Here is a 23,880-nt window from a genome sequence, read left to right as displayed (position 1 = left end):
CTGCTTCCCCTGCTCCCCCTGCTCCCCCTGCTTTCTTCCCTATTCCCTATACTGGTGACAATAGCTTGACTTTCCCTTCTAAAGAGTTCATGAGTGACTGGAAGGGCTGGACAAATTTCTCAATACCTTCAGCGAGTAATTCGTCCATTACGGTATTGATATCAATGTTGATGTCCGGTTCTTTCAAGCTTTCTATCAGGTTGTAAGCTTCTAAAGTGCCTATTTCTAGGCGATCGCTCACATTACAGTGATCCGCACAAGCCTGAATTGTGGCTGGTGGTAGGGTATTAACAGTATCTTTGCCAATCAGTTCATTGACATACATGACATCGTTGTAACTGGGGTCTTTGGTACTGGTGCTGGCCCACAGTAACCGTTGGACTTTTGCGTCTTGCGCTGCTAGGGTTTGCCAAGCATCAGTGCTGGTGATTTTCTTGTATTCTTGGTAGGCAATTTTGGCATTGGCGATCGCAATTTTTCCTCTTACCGCTCGCAGCACTGCTTCATGGCTGATGTCATTAACACCCCGCTGCAATTTCGCATCTATCTTAGCGTCGATGTTGCTATCAATTCGACTGAGGAAAAAGCTGGCTACAGAAGCAATTTTGCTGATTTCCTGACCTTCTTTTACTCTCTTTTCCAAACCACGAATATACGCCCAAGCTGCATGAATGTAACTTTGGACTGCAAACAACAGTGTCACGTTGATGTTAATTCCTTCGGAGATGGCTTGTTCTACGGCTGGTAAACCCGCCTGAGTCCCAGGAATTTTAATCATCACATTTTCTCGCCCAATTTCTTGGAAATAGCGACGAGCTTCAGCGATGGTGGCTTGGGTATCATGAGCTATAGTTGGTGGTACTTCTATACTCACATAACCATCTAGACCATTCGTGGCTTCATAAACAGGACGTAAAATTTCACAAGCATTGCGGATATCTGCAAACACTAGGGATTCATAGATTTTGTATGTCGGTAAACCTTCACGAATTCCCGCTTCAATATCAGCATCATAAATGGCATTACCAGTAATTGCTTTTTCAAAGATGGCAGGATTGGAGGTAATACCAGAGATTCCTTGATTTTTGACCAAGTTTTCGAGTTCCCCTGATTGAATAATGTCACGGCTCAAATTATCCATCCAGATACTTTGACCATATTGTTTAATCTCTAATAAATGATTGGTTGCCATAGCTATTTTTTAACTCCTATTAACAGTGTTTTTGGTGAAGTTGAGAAATTTTTCAGGTGCGGTGAGGACAAGAAACAATGCTAAACTTTAGACCCCAAAAGGCTTTTAGCACTGTCAAGAGTCACCTGTTTCCTGTCACCTTCTATAACCTCACATACAAACATTGCTAGTCCTGCATTCCAATCTCAAATTACCTATTGTCAGCTGTATTACTGGCATCAGCTAGACGCTTTTTTAAACTGCCTCTAATGACCTTTTTGAATAAAAGACTCCACCATCGTTACATCTTGTTTACTACCAATAATTAGAGGAGTACGTTCATGTAGTTTTTTGGGAACTACATCCAAAATATCCACTAATCCTGTAGTCGCACAACCCCCTGCTTGTTCAATCACAAATGCTAAAGGTGCAGATTCATAAAGTAGACGCAACTTACCTTCTGGTTTTTGCACAGTTCCTGGATAGAGAAATACACCACCTTGAACTAAAATTCTATGTATATCACTCACCATCGCGCCACTATAACGAGCAGAATAACCTTCGGTGCGATGAACATAGCGAATATATTCTCGAATGGATTCATCCCACTGCCAGAAGTTCCCCTCATTGACGCTGTAAACTGAACCGTGGTCAGGAATCTTGATATTTTCTTCTGTGAGAATAAACTCTCCTAAACTTGGATCAAGGGTAAAGGAATGAACACCCTTACCTATTGTATACACAAGCATTGTACTTGGCCCATATAGTATATAGCCAGCAGCTAGTTGCTTTTGTCCATTGGTAAGCAAATCTGTGGCTTTACCATCGGTATCATCTCCTTCCTGTTGACGGATGGAGAAAATTGAACCCAAGCTGAGATTAGTATCTGTGTTAGATGAACCATCAATTGGGTCATAGAGTAAGGTATAACGACCAATGGGGCAGTTTTCCGGGATGTAGTAGGGGTTTTCCATCTCTTCGGAAGCTAAACGACAAACCAAGCCGCTTTGCTTAAATACTGCAATAAATACATCATTGGCGTAGACATCCAATTTTTTGACAGATTCTCCTTGGACGTTGACTTCCCCAGTAAATCCCAGCACCCCTTCCATTAAACCAGCATTGCTGAGGCGACGCGCTATCAGTTTACCCGCCAAAGCGATGCGATTCATCAGCGCACTCAAATCCTGTGCGTCTGCGGAAAAACTTTGCAGTTGCTGGAGTACGTGACGCGATAAGGTTGTACAATCACGATCTAGGGCTTTATCTGTAGCGTTGTCGATAGACAAATTTAACGGTTCTGTAGCTTGAGCCATTTTTGTTACTCCCTAGCGTTTTGCTTTTGGGTCTGTTTTCTCAATGGCGATTTTTGGTCGCTGCCTCTATCTTAGAAAGGTATTTTGATAACTAAAGATTGTTTTTAGATAAACTAAAGAATTGAAATTTTAGGCTGCTTTTTCAGATCAACAGCCCCCACTTCTCAAAGAAGTAGAGGATTTTCATATACCAGTATTTTTTATATAGCAAAAGGCAAGAGTCCTAACTCCTACCTTCGATAAAACGTAGACACTAAAAGCCTTTGAACTCTGTCACCTATCACCTGTCACCTGCTATAACTTATGGCTTAGGCGATCGCATTACAACCAAGATTGATAATATAAAAAGCCCCGATTAGTCTGGAAACTTAATCACCGTTTACAACTAATCGGGTATAGTTCTCTAGTTTCTATTGACATACTCCCCGCCCTACAAAGACAGAGATTCTGGCTTCAAACAACAGTTGCGGACTAAGCCCGTCTTACACTATTTCGCCCAACAGACAATGCCGTGCCTGTTTCTACAAAAAAACCAACAAGCCGAAGGGACGGGGAACCTCAAACCCATTTGTTCGGTAAATTTTAGCAAATTAATTTTGCATAAATAGAAAATAATCTGCTATAGTTAGAAACCTGCATTATTAATAATCTTGTTTTCTATTCCAACCCCCCCGGCGACTATCTTCGCGTCCGTTATCTTCTCGTGGCTTTGCTTTGTTAACTCTCAGTTGACGACCCATCCACTCTGCACCATCTAATTCTGTAATTGCAGCATCTTCTTGGGCATCTTCTATCATTTCCACAAAAGCAAATCCCCGCATCCTTCCGGTTTCGCGGTCAGTAGGTAAAACAACTCTTTTTACCTCGCCATAATCAGCAAACACGGCTTTTAAGTCTGCTTCGGTCGCACGGTAAGAGAGATTTCCAACGTAAATAGTCATTATCGATCACGTAATTTGCAACAAAATGCGCTTGGTTAAGGTAGAAAATAGAACTAAGCAAATTGTAAGCATTGCATAGTCTCCTCTAATTCACAGATGGCAAAAGTTGCAGCACAATAACCAAAATGGTTAGCATATCCACAAATTAATCAGCCATCAGACTGAACACACGCATCTGTTGTTATGATAACTGATGGTGACATTTTCCAAAGTATGAGATATTACAAAGAATAATAATATGATGTTATCTAATTTGACTGTTTATATAATTAAACAAAATAAATATCACTTGGCTTTTAAGTTTCTTAACCGTTAACGTTTCAATACTGTTCGGTTCATGAGATTTCCCGAAAAAAGGCAAGAGGCAAGAGGCAAGAGGCAAGAGGTTGTAGAAAATAATTCTTCCCTCTGCCAAAAGGGTTTCAAGCCCCTAAATTTATTGATTAAAAACCAAAAAATATGTATTTAGAGACGCGCAGCGCCATAAATACTACGTCCATATTAAATCCCCTCAATTTTATTTATGGGGATTACCTCCTGCCTCCTTAAGTATTGGAGATCCGCCTAAATCCCCCTTTTTAAGGGGGGACTGTAATTTCAGTTCCCCCCTTTTTCAGGAGGGCTAGAGGGGATATAACGATTTTTGATACATCACCAAAGACTTTTAAAACATCCTCTCAGAAAAGGTTAATCAATAGAAATTTGTTGAACTCCAGAAGCTTTACCATTTTGTGCGTCAGAACCAGTTTTAGGAAAACAGCCTGAAGTGACATTTTTGTCTAGCCAAGTTTTAACAGGATCATCGGCTAAGTTCAGTCGGAGGACACCAGAGACAAACCCACCCATAAAAGAAATGGGATTCTGGGCAAGTTCTTTCAATAGGGGCGACAATTCAGTAATAAACATTAGACTCTCCAAAGTATCACTCTTAAAAATTATTAATTCTTCATTAATCTTAACGTAGAAAGTCATTTCCGGGGTATTGAGTAAAAAAAGGGTGTAGGGTGTAGGGTGTTCTTGATTTTGGATTTTGGATGAAAGGATTTTGGATTGTTTTGAGCAACTTCAATCTAAAATTTTCTTCCCTATTCCCTATTCCCTATTCCCTATTCCCTATTCCCTATTCCCTATTCCCTATTCCCTATTCCCTATTCCCTATTCCCTATTCCCTATTCCCTATTCCCTATTCCCTATTCCCTATTCCCTATCATCTATGAAGTTGGTTGCTGTTCAGGGAACATACACTTATCAGAGTCACAACCGCTAGGTCCTGCTTCTGACATTTCACCTAAATCGTAACGACTTAAAGCCCCACAGAAATCATCTGTTTTCCGTCTTGCTTTCACCTCAGCAGATAAACGCTCATAAGTGGCTTTATCTATGGGTTCAAAAGGTAAACGGGGGAACGTTTGAATGTCATCAAACCGCGCTAATAAAGCTGCGGAAATGTAACCTTCATCATTTTTAACCGCTTCATAAATGCGTATACCCAAAGGTTCAACTTCTTCAGAACGTAACTCTAAAGTCGCTGAGGTGTTATGGGTGGTGTAGTATTTCTGCACCTGCATAACAAAATCTAACTGCGCCAGTACGGAAAACTTTGATACGTCAATAACATCCGCACCGGGTAAGTCTGCCCAAGATACAGCAACGGGTATTTCTACCAGCCATTCTGTACAACGGGGATCAAACGGGTCATTTAACAAGTTACCATTTTCGTCTTTGTCAGATTGAGAAGGTATGACATTATAGCCATAATCTATACAAGCTAAGGCTACGGGGTCATTTTTACGGAAGGTGATGCGACGAATGAATCTTTGCGCTTTGGGGGGATGCCAACCGGAACTAGCACCTGTTAACAAAGATTTTGTACCAGCTGGTTGAACTGTAGTACAACGGTTGGGGCGTTTGATATTATGGCGATCGCAATATTCCCACACTACTTTATGGACTACATCTTTCCAGAAGCTGAGATATTTTTGCTCACCGCGTTTAAATATCAATCCGTCTGGGGTTTCTGGTCTTCCTTCCTCCCACCAGCGTAACCACTCCACACCAAAAGCATGAACGAAGAAATCAAATAAACCAGTCAGGGAAACGCCGACAATAGGATCAAGTTCCCGACTGTATTGATAGCGGGGTTCAAGAAAATGATGATTTAACAATGCGGCCACTGACAAAGCACCAGCGGTAAATGCTTCTTCTTGTTCTTTGTAGTTATCGGGATCGAGTTGGTTTAAGTGTACCTCAGACAAGTTACAGTTTCCGGTTAAGGTATTACCAAAAACACCTTTATGATATTCCGGCTCATTAAAGCAGTAAGTATCATGTAATCCTGGTAATTGTTCAACACTTTTTACAACTTGCCATTTACCTTGATATTTGGCATTTTTGCCTTTGCTCACGTCCAAACGCTGACAAGGAATTTCGCCACAGTCAGTTATTTGCAAGTAGTATAAATCTCTACTTCTGATTCCATAGTTAGTGACTGCCCCTTGATGAGCGCACAGATTGACAGATGAACGAATACCGCATTTAGTTAGTAGTAACTGAACTCGGTATGCTCGATCATAGTCAGAGATATATATTCTGATGCCGTTGCTTTGTGTATTTGAGCCGTCTGTATCTGCTAAACCAGCGATAAAGTGCAGAATTGCTTGACGATTCCAACCAGCTATAACATTTAGTGTTTCTGGATTTGTTTTTAGGCTTTTTAAGAATTCTCCAGAAAAACCTAAATCTGTAACATCTGTAAAAGTTGGTAAGTAATCGTAATCTCTGATAGGAGATTTATTTCCTGAGAGATTTAAAGCAGCTTTCTTTTCATACAACCTAACTTTGGCATTATCTTTTTGATCGGTTGTTCCATCTCCTACAGCTACTCCTAAAGTGTAGGCATAGTTGAGATCAACATTTAATCCATCTTCGTAGTGAATAGTAAAGGGTTCTGTATGGATAGCATAATGACTGGTATCCATCAAGTCTTTTGTTTGTACTTCTTTGTAATTTTTGCCAAATCTATCTTTGACAAAGAAGCGATGATACTCAGTTGCATCTAGATAAGAACCATCTCCAAAGCGCACGCGATAGAGAACGCGAGAACTACCAGTTTTAAATGGTTGAACTTGACTCCAGTTTTTACCGTTCCAAATTTCAACTTCAGAATCGACAATATCTTCAATTTTGTGCATTCCATCTTTGGTGATGAGTAAGGTATCACCACTTACGCAGTGAAAATCAGCACCTATGATTTCTCCACAATTGTGAGTAATACAACCATTTGCAATGAAGGAATGAGTCAGAGGAACATGAAGATCATAAACAGGTTCTTCTCCAAACTCTTCAACAGTATTAACCTGAGCAGTAAAGCAGGAGTTAATAGTTTTTGCTGTGTAATTTGGTAAGGGTTTAGCATCCCATTCCGCTAATCTTTGTTCTTTAGCTGGTGATAAGGGAAAACCGATTAATTGATGAAAAATTTTGTAGCTGAAAGAATGGATACAAAGAGCATAAGAGCCATTATCAGCACTAATTTTTTCAGTACCATCAGCAGTTGTGTAAACAACTCCTCTGTAACCTGGTTTTCTTGCAAAACGCACTGTGCTTAAAATTCCTAATTGCAAAAGAATTAATTGAATTTGTTGCAATAGGGCTTTTGACTTGTTAACCAATTTAATGCGACGACAGCTTTTTTCAACAGTACCATCAGCACTAAAAATTCCTTGGACAAATCCAATTAATACGTCTTGAGATTGGGTAAAAAATTTAACTGGGAGTATGTCTTTATTTTCAATTTCTAAGTTTCCAAAAAACTCCTCTAATAAAGGTGATTGAGTTCTAAACTCATATACTCCTTTGTGGAGTTTTCTGACATATTCTACGCCAGTAATAGATTTGATTGCTCCACCAACTACTGGGTAAGCATAATCATATTCTTGTGGATTGAAAACAAAGCCTTTAGCAAAGTGAGATTCTTTTCTACCATGTTTTTGTGGTTTGATGATGACATTATAACCGTCTCCATACCACCACCCCAGCATTTGCGCTTGTTCAACTGTGATTGTACCTTCTCCAAAAGATCCTGCACCTTTTTGGATATAGATATGATGCTCAGATGTTAAGTCTTTTGTTGCTACCCATCCGTGATTAGTAAAGTGTTGATGGTCAGCAGTACATCTCATTTGCTGGCCATTTGCTAGGGTAATGAGATAAGTTGTTTGTACTCCTGTGGGAAAGGCGATCGCATCAGTTAATTTGACTCCATCTAATCCTACAGAACGCAAGTCAACTAAAGCTTGAAATGGTTTACCAACTAAATCTTTAATAGGTACTAATCCCTGATTTGTAGATACTAAGGTATCACCTGCATGACAAGGATTTAAACCATATCTACCCAAACGATGTTCTAATTCTTGAGCATCAATTTCTGGGTGACGTTCTTGTATCCATGCTTTAGCTTTTCCTTGTTCGTAAGCTTGCAAAAAGTCTGTTTTCAGTTCTGGTGTAGTTAGTAAATCAATGTTAGCTCTAGCAACTGCTTCACCAGCCCATTGAATTGCCCCTTCACCGCTATAGTATTGCTTTTGAACGGCTGCAATAGATTCTTCTAGTGTTGGTTTATGGTGAAATACTCGGCTATGGTTGGCCATTCTCAGAGAATCGCGCTCTGGATCTATGCGCCAGTTGCCTTCTGCGTCTTGTTGCCATAGGTTATCTTTTGCAGTTGCGCCTTTTTCATCTTCTGCAATGAACTGACGCATCCCCGCGCTTCTACGGATATTTCCGGCAACAATAGTTACAGCAGCTTCATCAATTAACAAACAGCATTCAACTGAATTTAATTGTCTACCTAAAGCTTTGTTGAGAATAGAGGCACAACGCTGATACAATCCGGGTAATTTTACAGGATTAGCCATACCGCCAAAGCCTTTGAGGGTTTCCCCAGATTGGCGCACGTCGCTAATATCAACAATTACTTCAACGTCACCTGTAAAGCGTTCATCGGTGGAGAGTTCTAAAAGGGTTTGATAGGATTTTACCCAACCTTCCCGACTGTCTCCAACGTGGATAGTAGCGGTGTTAGCTTCTATATCTGTTTGTGTAAATTCACGACGCTGTTCTTTAGGAGTGCTGCCAATTTCACCTATGATGGTGATATTTAGGCGATTACGGATAGATGGCAGTTGATTAATATACTGTGGTTCAATGATAGCACCAGTACCACAGCCCATCATGGCTAAGTCCATCATTAAACCGAAGGCTTTCCAGTCTACCAAGTTAGTAGAGGTGCAGTTATAAGCGCCGGAGAAGTTTTTGGGTTTGGTTAACCAATCTGTACCCCCAACCCACATCCAGCGCCCACTGGGTAGGGATTTCATGTTTCGCTGCATTTTGTCTAAAAGGGCAGCCTCTTCGGCGGTGAGTTTGCCTAATTCGACTAAGCCTTTAAGAGTGCGATCGCACACCTCGTCCCAGGACTCTCTTAAACCTGCCTCTGTACGGCGGCTGTAGGTTCTAAAAAATACAGGATTGGCTGCTGGAGCAGATTCGGGGAAAGATGCACTCTGGCGTTTACGTTCCAGTTCTTGAACCATAATAAGGTCTTGTTGCTGACTAACAAATTAAGACTATAACGCCAAGTAGTTAGAGGATGGAAGATTGCTAAATTTACCACTTTGCGCTATATCTACTTTTGTGTAAATTGTGACCATATTTTAATTTCAGTATAAAACCCTGACTGTGCGCCAAGGTTTTATATCCTGAAAGTTTTTCCGAAATAGCCTACATCTATGTCATACTTTTCTTTGGTTTAATTCTTTCCCTAGCAAGAAAGCTGGGGGATTTTTTTAGGCTGTATCGTGCTGATATGAAGTTATTAATCGTCGTATCTACGACGGTTGCACCTCGCACCACCATCGTCTGAAAAAGGATCAGTTTCCGATTCATAGTTTTCAATTTCATCCTCAAGCCATTGAATGCGTCTGTCTTTTTCATCACTCTGATCCTTTAGCTCTTGATAATCCTCCTTTAGTTCAGAATATTTCTGTTCTAGCTGACTATAATTATCCTTTATCTCATAGTGTTCCTGTTGTAAAGCACTATAATCCCGCTTTAATTCCTGATGCTCAGTATCACTAGCGAGGATAACAATCCCTAATTCGACTAAACCGCGTAAAGCGCGATCGCACACCTCGTCCCAGGACTCTCTTAAACCTGCCTCTGTACGGCGGCTGTAGGTTCTAAAAAATACAGGATTGGCTGCTGGAGCAGATTCGGGGAAAGATGCACCCTGACGTTTGCGTTCAAGTTCTTGAACCATAATAAGGTTTTGTTGCTGACTAACAGATTAAGACTATAACGCCAAGTAGTTATAGGATGGAAGATTGATAAATTTACCACTTTGCGCTGTATTTACTCTTGTGTAAATTATAACTATATTTAGTTTCAGTATAAAACTCTGACTGTGCGCCAGGGTTGTAAATTCTCAAAATTTTTCCGAAATAGCTGACATGTGTAATACAGTTGTTTGTTTACTTTTTTCTTTGACTATCTATTAAGCATTGATAGTAAGTAAAGATTCTAATTCATTGATATCTGTTACAACTTTACGTAATTGCTCACTGAAATATACAACTTCATAATTAGGTGCAAGTTCTTTTTGCAGTTGTTTCCACAAACTAATTCCTTCTTGTTCAAAAGCAGCTTCTTCTTCTGGACTCAAATCTGGTGAATTACCAGGGTCTTGCCAATTTAACCGTGCATCATAAATATCTGCCCATTTTTCCAAACGGCTGATAGTTTCTTCACTTAATGGCATAGTTTCTGGATCAATATCTCCAGCTTTATCAGAACTAGCCCACCATAATGGGTAGCATCCATAATCAGCCATTAATTTTATTTTGATTGTCATAACTCTGCTGTTGAAAAATTTTTGATACCTAGAGGTAGGGGTTTAGCACTGCTAAACCCTTCCTTACTCAAAATTATTTCTTATGTTTGGGTATTGCTTGCAGTAATTCCGACATAGATGCAAGCAGTACCTTCACAAACCAAGCCATTGCAATAATCACTGCTACGGACACACCTCCATAGGTGAGTATAGGTATTAACTCTCCTGCATTTGGTGGTATGAGAGTAATCTTAAATAATTTGTATAATATGTAACAGTTTTGTATTTAATGGCAATAAAAATGGCCTCTTGCCTTCATTAACCAAATAAATCGGGAATTTCATTAATGCGTAGAGACTCTATCTTTTATAAACTCTTCCAACAATATCCATTTGTCTTATTTCAATTATTGGAAAACCCACCCCAAAATGCAGAATTATATAAATTTGATTCTGTAGCCGTGAAAGAACCGAAATTTGAAATTGATGGCGTGTTTTTACCTCCAGAAAGTGAACCCAAAGGCACTGTTTATTTTAGTGAAGTTCAATTTCAAAAGGATGAACAACTGTATGAGCGATTATTTGCCGAATCTCACTTATATTTCTACCGTAACCGTGATAGATTTAGTGACTGGCAAGCGGTTATAATATATCCATCTCGGAACATAGAACAAAGTGATATTTCTCCTCATCGTTCTTTGCTTTATGGCGATCAAGTGCATAGAATATATTTAGATGAGTTAGGAGATATTCCAGAATTACCCGTATGGGTAGGATTAATGGTACTGACGACATTAAAAGAAAGTGAAGCACCAGCAGCAGCTAGGAATTTATTAACCAGAAGTAATCAAGAATCATCATCAAATGAGATGATTTTAGAAATGATTACAACAATCATGATGTACAGGTTTGAAAATTTGACTTTGCGGGAGGTTCAAGTCATGTTAGGAATTTCATTAGAAAGAAGTCGCGCTTATCAAGAAATTAAACAAGAAGGAAGACAAGAAGGACTCAAAGAGAGTGCTTTAAATTTAGTTATGCGACAGTTAACCAGACGTTTGGGAGAGTTACCAGAAGAAAATAAAAATACTATTTCTGGTTTATCTTTAACTAATTTAGAAAATCTTGGGGAAGCGTTATTAGACTTCACCAATTTACAAGATTTACAAAGTTGGTTAATTCAAATGCAGGATTAATTTATTACTATTCAGATCCCTGACTTTTCCAGATAACTCAATATTTATAGAAGTCGGGGATTTCAAAAATAGTGTATTTTAAATTATAATTATAAAATCAACAGATAAAAATCTAATTACAAAAACAGCACAGTAATAATAATGTCCCTAGCACCTTGGAGAAGTTTAATAACTCGCGCACTACACAAAAACCGCAGTCTTGTTTATTCCTGCTATGTCCAACTTGCAACTGTGCGAAAAAATGGTTTACCTGCAAACCGCACTGTAGTATTTCGTGGTTTTCTGGAAGATACCAACCAACTAAAATTTATTACCGATATTCGCAGTGCAAAAGCTGAACAAATACCTTTACAACCAGCAGCAGAAATTTGTTGGTATTTTCCCAACTCTAGAGAACAATTTCGTATTAGTGGAAATTTGATTTTAATTACTTTTAATTCTCATCCACATTTACAAGCAGCGAGAATTAAAATGTGGCAAGAATTGAGTGATGCTGCACGGTTACAATTTGCTTGGCCTGATCCTGGTGAAATGAGAGTACGAACACCAGAAGCATTTACACCACTAGCACCAGATTCTATGCAACCATTAGAAAATTTTTGTTTATTATTACTTGAACCTACAGAAGTAGACCATTTAGAATTGCGGGGTGAACCACAAAATAGAACTATTTATCAACTGAATGAAAATCAAGAATGGTATTCTGAAGAAGTTAATCCTTAAAAAACATCATATTGATTTTTAATGTTGATATAATTTTAAGTATTCAGCTATCAGTAATCAGTAATCAGCTTTTGCCTCTAGTGAGACTGAGTTAATAACAAGGATGCTCCAGTTTTGTCAAATTACACCAGTGTTCATGAGAGTAATTTACAGCCTATTATTGATAGTTTTCTTCTTTCTTGCTGACGGCTGACGGCTGACGGCTGAATGCTTACCCAATAAAATACAGAACCAGAGATAAAAAACAAAAGAATAATTAATATTCTTCTTTTTTGCATATAACTTTCCGGCAATGGTTCTGTATTAAAAATTGGCTTATTTTTTAATTAAGTAAATGTCTAAATTTACTAATGGGCAGGTTGCAACTCACTTTCATCTTCTAAATTCCTGCACCATCTAAAAATTCCTGTATGGCTTTATCTCTGATATTACAAACTGGTGCATTTCTTGGCAATTCTTCAGCATCAAGATTTACAGAACCTAAACTGACGAAAACAGGAGTTTTTTCATTGGCACGCGTATCTTGAAGTGTTTGAATTTGTTCTTCCAATGCTTCAATGCGGTTAACTAAGGCACGAATTACTTCTGCTTCTGAGTCTGGTAAGTTGTTGTGTTCTAGAGGTGCAACCCTGACTCCAGAACGGTAGATGATGCGACCAGGTATACCTACAACTGTGCAGTTAGAAGGAACATCTCTTAAGACAACTGAACCTGCACCAATGCGGACGTTATTACCAATTTGCAGATTTCCTAAAACTTTTGCACCAGCACCAACAACGACGTTTTCGCCTAATGTGGGGTGACGTTTGCCACTTTCTTTACCAGTACCACCTAGGGTGACACCTTGATAAATAAGTGCATAGTCTCCCACAATAGCTGTTTCACCAATCACAACGCCCATACCATGATCAATAAATACTCCCTTACCAATCACAGCCCCTGGGTGAATTTCCACACCTGTTAAAAACCGAGCTAGGTGAGAAATAAATCGGGGGATGAAGGGAATACCAATACTACGCAGCCAGTGAGACAGTCTATGGAAGATTAAGGCTTGTAAACCTGGATAGCAAAACAGGACTTCCAGCCAATTCCGAGCGGCTGGATCACGTTCAAAAATGATGCGAAAGTCGGCACGCAGTGTAGATAGCATCGAGATAGTACCCTTGGAAAGCATAGCGAGCTACTTTCCCATTTTATCGCTACTTGGTCATTGAGTATTGGGCAAGAAAAGGGTATGAGGGTGTAGGGTGTAGGGTGTAGGGTGTAGGGGAGCAGAGGGGCAAAGTGAGAATATATACTTTCAGCCTTTTACCTATTTTCTTCTTACTCTCACCTGTCACCTGTCACCTGTCACCTTCTATTGCTCTACTTTTAAAGTGTAGTTATATTTGTCTGCGGGGTTAAATGTACCCACCCAAAGTTGATAAATGCCTTTTTTCCAGTTTTTATCGCTCACACTCGCGTCTTTGCTTTTACCAGTGTCATCACCGCAGCGAATTGTTGTGTTATCTGGACCTTTAATAAATACGGTGGTATCTTTACCACCACTGTTAATTAGTATTTTCAAGTTATCAAAGTTTTTTTCCAGGACGAGGATGTGATCAGGATTGGGATCGCCAAAACCAATACACACGTTTTTATTCTTGTCTCGGTTACTCATTGCAGATAGAGAGAAAGAACCTCCTGTGTAACCAGATGCTGTTCCTTGTGATTGTTCAAACCCTGGTGACAGTTTCAGAGTGCCAAAGTTGGCTTTCTGGGCTAATACAGGTGTAGCGATGATAGCGAGCATAGACGCTAACAGCCAACTACCCCGCAATTGAAGCCAAAAGCGACTACCTCTCATGTTAGCCCTCCTACATGGTTTTTTGTAACTGTAGATACTAATTTTAAGTTAAAAAAGTTCTTGTTGCTAGTGGTAATTTCACACCTAGATGTGAAACAAATATAAAATTAACGATGCTGATATCCCCGACAAATTTCAGAAGTCAGGGATTTAACTTCGCAAAGAGAATTTAGGGATCAAGTTGGAAAAATACTCCTCCTTTGAGGGTTTTTAGTTCACTACTATAATTGCTGACAGTAAGCGATCGCAAATTGTCAAACAGTGGTTTAGCTAACACTTCTACAAATTTAAGAACTGGTAGCTGACGTTCGAGAATTTCTTGGCTCTTTTTCCAATCTATATAGATATAGCCTTGGTTAGATTGTGGGAAGATAGCGATACTATCCTGGAAGTTGGGATGATCAAGTATAGACTTTTCCTGATGGGTGAGGATTTTCTCTAAAGTTCCCAAATCAGAGGCAAAAATTTCATAATTATCAATGGTTGTATGCGCTCCCCGGATTTTTGCTTCGACGTTAACTGCTGCTTGATTTTGAGTAGTAGCGGTTAACTCTGTCCACGCGGAGACTTTTTGCTGGTTGAGGGTGAGGGAACTAACATTAAAACCTTTGTTTTTGGCAATCTCATCTAATTTTGCTATTCCTGATGCTAACTCTGGTGTTTTTTCGACTACAAACACCCAGTCTAGGTTTGTATTTGCTGGATTGGGTAAAAGTGCAATTGCATATTCTCCTATTACCCAACTAAAAATATCCTCAGTTAAGTTTAAATCCCAGCGTTTTTGTTCATCTACCAGAGGTTTTAACCAGCGAAAAATAGCCTCTTCTTGAGAACCATAAATAGTAGCTGTTCCTTGTTGCCAAAGTTTTGCTAAATCACTATCATGCAAATTATTTAAATTTACTCCAGCAATAGCCAAACCTGACGATTCTGGAATATACTTCAATGCACCTACAGGTTGAGAAAGAGGAGCAGATACAGGAGTAAGTTCTGAGGGAGAGAAAAACGTACTTTCTGCTAAAAATCCTTGGGAATTTAATCCTAAAGAAATAATTTGGCTGTTATAGGTTGATTCTCGCAGTTCTAGACCTTGCCATTGTGCTACCATTGGCAGATTTAAAAAACCTACAGCTACAGAATCTTTGGGTAATTCTTTAATAGCTTGCTGATAATCTGAAGCAGTGCTTAAATTCAAATCTGGTGCTTGAACATTATTAATTGCTTCTCGTAGTACCTTAATATCATTAGCAAACAAAACAAAGTTATCAACAACCGCACCAGCTAGGGAATTTTGGATTTTGGATTTTGGATTTTGGATTTTTTCTGGTGAAGTTACTTCTTGGTTATCATAAAGTAACTTTACCCCTTTGTATTCTTCTACACTTAGATTCGCTCCAGCCAGCGATCGCTTAGAAAACAACACTTCCACAAATTCGCGGCTTTTTTCGGGTTCAACGGTAGCTAGTGCCATTAAATACCCTGGTTGTAGTCCGTTCTCTGGGTCACGGTCGATATCTTGGCTGGTAACAGCTAGTGTAACTTCATTATTTAGCCAAGGTTGAATATCGTCTTGGTAATTTATATTACTTTTTTTTAATAAGCTATTTTTGAACTGAGAAATTTGCCCTTGTCGTTCTCTTACAGGTAATTGGTCAGGATTTATCAGCAATGACACCATGACAGGTGACAACTTCGACACAAAAATAGCAGCACCTGGTTGAGAAGTTGGGGTGCTGAATTTGACTGGACTTTTGCCGAAAAACCAGTAAAAACCACCAATAACAATTAGTAGCAAGGCAATGACACCAGCTACTAGGAAACCAAAAAATGAGCGTTGAGTGTTCACTTAAACTAATTTTCCTGCTTTTCTGCCACCATGAAATAGTATTACAAATCAACAAATGAGTTCAGAAATGACTTTGACTAAAGTTTCTGGTTCGACAGGTTTGGAAATATGCTTCTGGAAGCCGACTTTGAGAGCCTGCTGTTGGTTGTATTCTCCAGCATAAGCCGTGAGAGCGATCGCGGGAATTAGTCCACCCTGTTCTGGCGGTAAAGCTCGCATTTTCTGTATCAACATATAGCCATCCATATCTGGCATACCAATATCACTCAGTAAGATGTTGGGCTTGAATCGGGTTAACACTTTTATAGCTTCATTTGCAGAGGTGGCAATCATGACTGTTGCCATTTCCTGCTCCAAGAGAAAAGCAACAAATTCACGGGCATCTTTATCATCATCAACGACTAAAACTTTGATGCCCTGCAAATTGAGAAGCTGCTGCGGTTGTTCGCTATTTTGATTAATGGGAGAGTATCTCGGCATTAATGGAAGTTGAAGTGTAAAAGTTGCTCCTTGACCTTCTCCTGGGCTATGTGCCTGGATAGTGCCTCCATGCAGTTCAGTTAAATGACGAACGATCGCTAAACCTAACCCTAGTCCACCGAATTTGCGGGTGGTTGTGCCATCTTCCTGGCGGAAATATTCAAAGACATAAGGTAAAAAATCTGGATTGATGCCTTTACCAGTATCCTGCACCTGAATCTGTAGATAACTGCCAATTTGGTCGAAACGAATTTCTACTTTTCCTGCATTGGGGGTAAATTTAACGGCATTAGAAAGCAAATTCCAGATAATTTGGTGTAGTCGTGCAGCATCTCCAAATACTTGACTGTGATCAAGGTTGATAATAGTTTGGATGTGGATGTGTTTTGTCTCTGCTGCCAAATGCACTGTTTCCAGAGCAGATTCAACAACAGCCACCATATTGACAGGGCAAGTATTCAAAACCAATTTGCCGCGTAAAATGCGGGAGACATCAAGCAGATCATCAATGAGTTGGGTTTGTAGCTTGGCATTGCGTTCAATGGTTTCTAGGGCAATATCACTAGTCTTTTGATCTAATTTGCCGCTCTGAAGCAGTTTTGACCAGCCGAGAATTGGATTCAGAGGCGATCGCAATTCATGGGACAATACAGCCAAAAATTCATCTTTAATGCGGTTAGCAGTTTCCGCTTGTTCCCGTGCTGCCTGTTCCCGTTGCAATAGTCTTTCTCGTTCTGCTTCTGAGTGTTTACGGCTGGTGATGTCAGTATGTGTGCCTAACATCCGCAAAGGTTTACCGTCACTATCCCAGGAGACAATATTACCAATCGAAAGAATCCATTTCCAATCTCCGGATTTTGTTCGCAGTCTGAACTCAACTCGATAAGTATCTAGTTTTCCGGCAATGTAATCTTTATAAGTCTGAGAAACTAAGCCTACATCATCAGGATGTAATCGCTTGCGCCACTTGGCATTAGTTTCATCAAATTCGTCAGGATCATAGCCCAGCATTCGGGCATACTCTGGACTTACTACCGTATCTCCTGTTTGCACATTCAAGTCGTAAAGTCCCTGATTAGCTGCTGTTAAAGCTAAACGCAGACGTTCTTCACTTTCGCGCAAAGCGGTTTCTATTTGTTTACGCCCAGTAATGTCAGTAAAGGAAATAGCAACACCATCATCTAGCTTCACTGCCATATTACGAAACCATCCGGTAATGCCGTCGGCATTGTAGGACAGTTCAAGATCATGGGGTTCTCCAGTTTCTACAACACGCACATAACGTTCAAACAGTTTGCTGTTGATTTTATTACCAGGCAGCACTTTTAGTAGGCGTTGGCCTACGAGTTCCTCAACAGGACGTTGCAGAATTTCTGCGGCTTTAGGATTCACGTAATTCCAGATAAAATCAACAATTGCACCAGTTTGGTCACGCACACTATCTAAAATAGTAAAGGCATCCAGTGAGATTTCTTGACTGATACGGAAGCGTTCTTCACTGCGGCGTAAAGCTTCGCTGGCTAATTTATCAGCTGTGATATCTTGAGCAATGCCTATCACCTGCTGAATTTCTCCTACTTGATCATGTACAGCAAAACCGCGATCGCGAATCCACCGCACAGTTCCATCGGGACGAATAATCCGATATTCATGCTCAACGGTGTTGTTTTTTTGGCAAATTGCGGCTGCCGCTAGTACCCTTTCTCGATCATCTGGATGAATTGTTTTTGCCCAAGCTGTGTGGTTTTGGTAGATTGCTTGGGGCGATCGCCCCCAGATTTGCTGATATGCAGGACTTACATAGAGAATTTTTGGGATGCGAAAGTCAGTCATCCAAAACACATCTTGAATGGTTTCTGCTATCAACCGGAAGCGAGATTCACTCAGGGTAAGAGCTATTTCAGCTTTTTTTCTATCACTGATATCTAATAAAACCCCAATGGAGCGAATTGCTTGACCATTCTCATCGTAAGTAAAACTTCCCAAAGCTGCTAACCAGGAAATTTCCCCATTATCTGCCCTAATCACTCGGTATTCTGTGCGATAAAACCTGTCTTCCTGCCTTGATTTCTGCCATTCCTGGCTCACCTGTTCCACATCATCGGGATGAATGCAGCTGATCCACATCTGTTCAGAGGCTTCCCCAGTCGCAACCGGTTCATATCCTAACATCTTAAAATGCTGTTCTGACCAGATGGCTTTGCCTGTGAGCAAATCTACATCCCAAGTTCCCAGTTGAGCGCCTTCTATTGCCAGTCTCAGGCGTTCTTCACTTTGGCGCAGTGCTAACTCTGTCTGTTTGAGTTTGGTGATATTAATAGAAGCACAAGTGACTCCCACAATCTCGCCATCAGCATTGGGTAATGGTTCAACCGTCAAATCGTAGTAAAAGTCTTGCCCCTGTATCGTCAGCTTGACTTCTTGTTGCTCTCCTACTCCGGTTTTCAAAACACGGCGCTTAATCTGAGTCAGTACCGCAGCATCCTCACTAGAGAGCAAATCAGCATCTAGATTACCAATCACTTGACTCTCGTTATATTCCAGCGCAGGATTATATACCCAGGTGTAGCGCAACTCATGATCCTGGTTAAAAACAGTAATCGGTGAATTTTTCAGCGCCACCCGCAACCGTTCCTCACTCTGGCGTAAAGACTCCTCTGCCTGTTTGCGGTTTGTGATATCCAGCACAAAGCCAATCACAGTTTCTTTTCCCATCATCACAGCGCCATGCAAAACGGGAACACGAGAACCGTCTTTACGGATGTACTCTTTCTCAAAAGGCTGACAAACTCCTGTTGTGAGCAGTTCTTGTACTGCTTGCTCACTCACTGCGAGAGATTCTGGTGTGGTCAATTCGCGCCAACGCATTCGACCTGAATGCAATTCCTCCTGGGTGTAGCCAAGCATTTCCAGAAAAACATCATTGGCTTCCAGAATGGGGCCGCTCAACTCGGCTACTACTATCCCCATAATGCTAGATTCTGCTAAACACCTCAACTTAGCTTCGCTTTCCTGCAAGGACTTTAAGCTTGCTTCGGCTTTTTGCTGCGCCATTCGTTGTGCTTCATGCAGCGAATTGATGAGGATGGCTGCGATGACGAAAACGCCCAATTGCAACAGTGTTTCTAAATTGGGAACATGGAGCGAGTAAAATGGTTCAAGCAAGAAGTAGTGAATTGCCAGCGCAGACAAAGCAGTTGCCAACAGCCCTGCTCCTAAGCCTCCATACCAGGCACTCACCATGACTGCGGTGAAAAACAGTGGAGTCGGTGTTGAATCGAGATAGGGACGAAACAAAAAGTTTATCCCTAGTGCTAAGGCAACTGATAATAACGCAACTGCATAATTTAACAATTGGGATGACAGAACCTGCCATCTGCCTTTACCGCCCTTGGAAAATTCTGAATGTGTATGAGTCATCCTACGGGTAAAGTATAGCATTAAAGATAAATAGTGAGAAATAGTTAGCAAATATTTAGCTAGTTAATTACCTTCAACTCTTTAGGATATGCTTTAGTTATTTGCTCACCAAGCGTTGATGTTTTCAAATTTCAGCTTAAGCCTTGTGAGCTTTCTGACAACATCTTCTTAGAAAAACTACATGACAGGTAAATCTTTTGGTCAACCTTTCACCCAAATCAGCGTAGAAGAACTAGCACAGCATCTGGCTGCCAGTGATGCTGGTTTGCAGTTGATAGACGTGCGCGAACCACAAGAAGTAGCGATCGCCAAAATTGAAGGTTTTGTTAACCTTCCTTTGAGTGAATATGAGCAATGGCATGGGGAAATTTTCCAGCGTTTTGATACCAACGCGGAAACATTAGTATTGTGTCATCACGGTGTTCGTTCTGATCAGATGTGTCAGTGGTTGGTTGCTCAAGGATTCACGGACGTAAAAAATATTACAGGCGGTATTGCTGCCTACTCCACATTTGTTGATCCAACAATTCCTCAGTATTAGGAATAGGGTGTGGGGTGTAGGGTGTGGAGGAAGAAGAGGCAGGGGCGGCAGGGGAAGCAAATTCTTACTCAGCACTCGGTACTCTTTACTCAGCTGCTTTCCTGCGCCCTACCTTCTTTCAAAGGGTCAATAATTTGACTGAAAGCAAATTAACTTTTTGTAGTTAAAAGTACAGCTTACACCAGTAATGTGATGAAATAATATGATTTAAATGAATGGGAATTTATCTTCTTTTGTGCAGTGAATGACAATGTATGAATTTATACGCACAAATTAAGCTATAAGGGAAGCTTTGCACTCAACTGATATAGTATAAATAGATAATTTGCCATTTTGCATTAATTAATAATTAACCTTTTTTGCGGTTTCTGCCACAAAATTTTTGCAACCTTTGTTTAAAATTTGCCTTCAGTAAAATATCCTCCTATGCAAGTCCAGCTGACTAATCGACAACAGCATATACTTTGGGCAACTGTCCGCCATTATATTGCTACAGCAGAGCCTGTTGGTTCCAAAGCTCTAATTGAAGAATTTGACCTTGGTGTTAGTTCCGCAACTATCCGCAATGTCATGGGTGTTTTGGAAAAATCAGGTTTACTTTACCAACCACACACTTCAGCGGGAAGAGTACCTTCTGATTCTGGTTATCGTATATATGTTGACAAATTGATCAAACCATCTGAAGCTTTAGCTAAAGAAGTTGAATCAGCATTTCAACAACGCCTACATTGGGATGAGTGGAGCTTAGAAGCTTTACTACAAGGTGCGGCGCAAATTTTAGCAACATTAAGTGGCTGCATTACCTTAATTACCATGCCACAAGCAAACACAGCACAGTTAAGACATTTACAACTTTTGCAAGTCGAAGCTGGAAAAATTATGCTGATTGTGGTGACAGATGGTTATGAGACACATTCCAAGGTGATGGATTTATTTACAGCATCATCAGAAACGAAACCAGATCCAGAAGCGATTGATCGGGAATTACAAATAGTTTCTAATTTTTTAAATAGTCATCTGCGCGGTTGTACTCTGTTGGAATTAGTCAAGCTGGACTGGAATCAGTTAGATCAAGAGTTTCAACGTTATGGAGAATTCTTGAAAAGTTCCTTGACAGAATTACTCCGTCGTGCATTTACTCCCTCAGCGACACAAATTATGGTGCGGGGTGTGGGAGAGGTGTTACGTCAACCGGAATTTTCCCAAGTGCAGCAGGTACAAACGATTATGCACTTATTGGAAGAAGAACAAGAGCAATTATGGCGGTTAATATGTGAAGGCATGGAAGTTGAGGAAGCAGGTAAACCCAAAGTGACGGTGCGTATAGGTGCAGAAAACCCATTAGAGCCGATTAGAACCTGTTCTTTGATTTCTTCTAGCTATCGTCGGGGTTCTGTAGCTGTGGGAAGTATAGGTGTTTTAGGACCGACTCGGTTAGACTATGAAAATGCGATCGCTGTTGTGGCCGCAGCAGCAGATTATCTATCGGAAGCTTTTAGTCAAACTGCCTAATTTATGTTGAGAAAAATTTCTTTTGGTTTGTTATGGCTAGGATTTATTTCCTATGCCTTTTTACTTGCTCCTCCCGATGATCCAGGTACTTTTGAGTTAATTAAAAATCTTTCTACAGGTAATTGGCAAGGAATTAATCCTGTGATAATTTCCTTATTTAATATCATGGGTATTTGGCCTTTAGTTTACAGTGCGGTATTATTTTTTGATGGTAGAGGACAAAAAATCCGCGCTTGGCCGTTTGCTACTGCTGCTTTTGCTGTTGGAGCTTTTGCACTTTTACCCTATTTAGCTTTAAGAGAACCAAATCCAGAATTTGTAGGTAAAAAAAATCTATTTCTCCAAATATTTGATTCGCGCATTACAGGAATTTTATTAACTTTAGGTGCTGTGGTTTTAGTTGCTTATAGTTTCCAAGGAGATTGGGGAAACTTTGTCCAACAATGGCAAACTAGCAGATTTATTCATGTCATGAGTTTAGATTTTTGGATGTTGAGTCTATTATTTTCTACTTTATTAGGAGATGATATGACGCGACGGGGTTGGAAGGATAATCAATTATTTTGGTTATTTGCGATGATTCCCTTTTTTGGTGCGTTGATTTATTTGTGTGTAAGGCCACCGGTGAAGGAACAACAACCAGATTACCAAATGGGTTGAGAAATCAGGAAATAGTAAAATTCTAACCTGTAAACTTCCAACTATTGACAACCTAAATGGGATAAAATATTTGCACTCTAAAATTAGAAATATAGGGAATTTAGAGCAATGACAGAGCAGATAAAAGTGGAAATGATTCAAGATGGAAATTTTTTAGCAAAAGAGTTTTTTAGCCAGCAATGGCAACTTTACCAAAAAGTGTTAAAAAACAATTACATGGGACATCGGGAAATATATCATGTACTCCATGAATTATTGGTCAAACACTGGCAAAAACCGTTTACTATGCTTGAATTGGGGTGTGGAGATGCGAGTTTCACTACTCAAGCTCTATTAAATACTCAAATTGCCGAATACACAGGTATAGATGTATCCGTTCCTGCACTAGAAAATGCAAATAAAAATAGTGTTGTTAATGGGTGCCAGGGAAATTTTATTACAGGAGATTGTTGGCAATTAACTAAAGAGTTAGCGCAAGATGAACAACAGAAATTTGATGTTGTTTTTACATCTTTTGCGCTCCACCATTTGCAAGTAGAAGAAAAAGAAGATGTAATTAAGAATGTGCAGAACCTACTCAAACCGGGTGGGTTTTTCATACTCATTGATGTGGTTCGTCAAGAAAATGAAGATAGAGATAGCTATGTGCAACGTTATTTAGGGAATGTGAAAAAAGATTGGTCTTTAATAACTCCTGAAGAGTATAAAATGATGGATAATCATATCTCATCTAGTGATTTTCCCGAAACTCAATCAAAGCTAAAAAATATTTCTCAAAAAGTCGGTTTTAGGGATTTTGAATGTGTTTATCGTGATGATTTAGATACAACCCAATTGTTGTGTTTTTACAGATAAAAAATAATTGTGTGCCTATGTCAAATTCTCGTATTAAACACCAGATGGGTTGTTATGTGCGGAAATAGGAAATATATGCAAGGAGTGAATGTAGAGTTAATAGATAATCAGCAAGCAACATTGATAAAATAATTTCAAATCGGAGTTGGTTTAGAACTATGATTAAAGCAATTGTTTAGATAGTAGTTCAAGCAATATGTTAATTAGATTCACCGTGGAAAATTTTCTATCCTTTAACAAAAGGGTAGATTTTAATATGATTGCTTCAAATGATACTCACCAGAGTCATCATATAGTTGGAGGAGATTCTGAAGAATCAATCAAGTTATTAAGATCGTCAATTATATATGGTGCTAATGCTTCGGGAAAATCTAATTTGATTAAAGCTATGAAGTTTGCGAAAGACTTTATAGTTGATGGAATAGAGAAAAATAAAAATATAAATATTGATAACTTCAGACTAGATAAAACCTGTTTTCATAAAC

The 23,880-nt window shown here is 39.7% G+C and carries 17 protein-coding genes and 1 pseudogene; 7 read left to right on the top strand and 11 right to left on the bottom strand.

What is annotated here, in order from left to right; all coding sequences use genetic code 11:
• Positions 1–46: 46 nt before the first annotated feature.
• The 7 genes and pseudogenes from tal to A0J48_RS21055 all read right to left on the bottom strand — a co-directional run bounded on the left by tal (position 47) and on the right by A0J48_RS21055 (position 10,338).
• Positions 47–1,192 carry a transaldolase gene (tal, locus tag A0J48_RS21100; RefSeq protein WP_200326554.1) on the bottom strand — a complete coding sequence of 382 codons (1,146 nt, stop codon included), beginning with the start codon at positions 1,190–1,192 and terminating at the stop codon, positions 47–49.
• Positions 1,193–1,437: 245 nt separating this feature from the next.
• A complete protein-coding gene (gene fbp, locus A0J48_RS21095) occupies positions 1,438–2,487 on the bottom strand; it encodes a class 1 fructose-bisphosphatase (RefSeq protein ID WP_200326553.1) in 1,050 nt (349 codons plus the stop codon).
• A 641-nt stretch (positions 2,488–3,128) separates the two neighbouring features.
• The gene (locus tag A0J48_RS21090; RefSeq protein WP_200326552.1) at positions 3,129–3,428 is read right to left on the bottom strand and encodes an RNA recognition motif domain-containing protein; all 300 of its coding nucleotides are present in this window, start codon (positions 3,426–3,428) and stop codon (positions 3,129–3,131) included.
• Between the two features lie 687 nt (positions 3,429–4,115).
• Positions 4,116–4,334: a hypothetical protein gene (locus tag A0J48_RS21085; RefSeq protein WP_200326551.1), complete on the bottom strand. Its 219-nt coding sequence runs from the start codon at positions 4,332–4,334 to the stop codon at positions 4,116–4,118.
• Positions 4,335–4,639: 305 nt separating this feature from the next.
• Positions 4,640–9,022, bottom strand: a complete 4,383-nt coding sequence (gene nrdJ / locus A0J48_RS27195) for a ribonucleoside-triphosphate reductase, adenosylcobalamin-dependent (RefSeq protein WP_234301063.1) — start codon at positions 9,020–9,022, stop codon at positions 4,640–4,642.
• Positions 9,023–9,579: 557 nt separating this feature from the next.
• Positions 9,580–9,747, bottom strand: a pseudogene (locus A0J48_RS27785) (ribonucleoside-triphosphate reductase); the annotation flags it as partial.
• 234 nt (positions 9,748–9,981) lie between these two features.
• Entirely contained in the window at positions 9,982–10,338 is a 357-nt protein-coding gene (locus A0J48_RS21055) for a hypothetical protein (protein WP_200326550.1), read from the bottom strand.
• Positions 10,339–10,663: 325 nt separating this feature from the next.
• Here A0J48_RS21055 and A0J48_RS21050 point away from each other — a divergent pair, with 325 nt between their 5' ends.
• Together A0J48_RS21050 and A0J48_RS21045 are read left to right on the top strand one after the other, a co-directional pair.
• Positions 10,664–11,512: an Rpn family recombination-promoting nuclease/putative transposase gene (locus tag A0J48_RS21050; protein WP_200326549.1), complete on the top strand. Its 849-nt coding sequence runs from the start codon at positions 10,664–10,666 to the stop codon at positions 11,510–11,512.
• A 141-nt stretch (positions 11,513–11,653) separates the two neighbouring features.
• The gene (locus tag A0J48_RS21045) at positions 11,654–12,235 is read left to right on the top strand and encodes an Npun_F5749 family FMN-dependent PPOX-type flavoprotein (protein WP_200326548.1); all 582 of its coding nucleotides are present in this window, start codon (positions 11,654–11,656) and stop codon (positions 12,233–12,235) included.
• 379 nt (positions 12,236–12,614) lie between these two features.
• On the opposite strand, the gene cysE is transcribed toward A0J48_RS21045, so the two are convergent.
• The 4 genes from cysE to A0J48_RS21025 form a co-directional block, all read right to left on the bottom strand.
• A complete protein-coding gene (gene cysE, locus A0J48_RS21040) occupies positions 12,615–13,385 on the bottom strand; it encodes a serine O-acetyltransferase (protein ID WP_200326547.1) in 771 nt (256 codons plus the stop codon).
• 207 nt (positions 13,386–13,592) lie between these two features.
• Positions 13,593–14,081: a hypothetical protein gene (locus tag A0J48_RS21035; protein ID WP_200326546.1), complete on the bottom strand. Its 489-nt coding sequence runs from the start codon at positions 14,079–14,081 to the stop codon at positions 13,593–13,595.
• Between the two features lie 169 nt (positions 14,082–14,250).
• Positions 14,251–15,927: a DUF3352 domain-containing protein gene (locus A0J48_RS21030; RefSeq protein ID WP_200326545.1), complete on the bottom strand. Its 1,677-nt coding sequence runs from the start codon at positions 15,925–15,927 to the stop codon at positions 14,251–14,253.
• A gap of 48 nt (positions 15,928–15,975) precedes the next feature.
• The gene (locus A0J48_RS21025; RefSeq protein ID WP_200326544.1) at positions 15,976–19,827 is read right to left on the bottom strand and encodes a hybrid sensor histidine kinase/response regulator; all 3,852 of its coding nucleotides are present in this window, start codon (positions 19,825–19,827) and stop codon (positions 15,976–15,978) included.
• Between the two features lie 181 nt (positions 19,828–20,008).
• Here A0J48_RS21025 and A0J48_RS21020 point away from each other — a divergent pair, with 181 nt between their 5' ends.
• The 5 genes from A0J48_RS21020 to A0J48_RS21000 all read left to right on the top strand — a co-directional run.
• A complete protein-coding gene (locus tag A0J48_RS21020; RefSeq protein WP_200326543.1) occupies positions 20,009–20,368 on the top strand; it encodes a rhodanese-like domain-containing protein in 360 nt (119 codons plus the stop codon).
• Positions 20,369–20,794: 426 nt separating this feature from the next.
• Positions 20,795–21,880 carry a heat-inducible transcriptional repressor HrcA gene (hrcA, locus tag A0J48_RS21015; protein WP_200326542.1) on the top strand — a complete coding sequence of 362 codons (1,086 nt, stop codon included), beginning with the start codon at positions 20,795–20,797 and terminating at the stop codon, positions 21,878–21,880.
• A gap of 3 nt (positions 21,881–21,883) precedes the next feature.
• On the top strand, positions 21,884–22,540 hold the full coding sequence (locus A0J48_RS21010; protein WP_200326541.1) for a DUF2834 domain-containing protein: 657 nt from the start codon (positions 21,884–21,886) through the stop codon (positions 22,538–22,540).
• 108 nt (positions 22,541–22,648) lie between these two features.
• Positions 22,649–23,395: a class I SAM-dependent methyltransferase gene (locus A0J48_RS21005; protein WP_200326540.1), complete on the top strand. Its 747-nt coding sequence runs from the start codon at positions 22,649–22,651 to the stop codon at positions 23,393–23,395.
• 256 nt (positions 23,396–23,651) lie between these two features.
• On the top strand, positions 23,652–23,880 hold a 229-nt coding region (locus A0J48_RS21000), incomplete at its 3' end, for an AAA family ATPase (protein ID WP_234301061.1).

This window comes from Sphaerospermopsis aphanizomenoides BCCUSP55 (assembly GCF_001586785.1).
Taxonomy (GTDB): Bacteria; Cyanobacteriota; Cyanobacteriia; order Cyanobacteriales; family Nostocaceae; genus Sphaerospermopsis_A; species Sphaerospermopsis_A aphanizomenoides_A.
The sequence above is the reverse complement of the archived record's forward strand: the minus strand, read 5'-3'. Positions and strand labels throughout refer to the sequence as shown.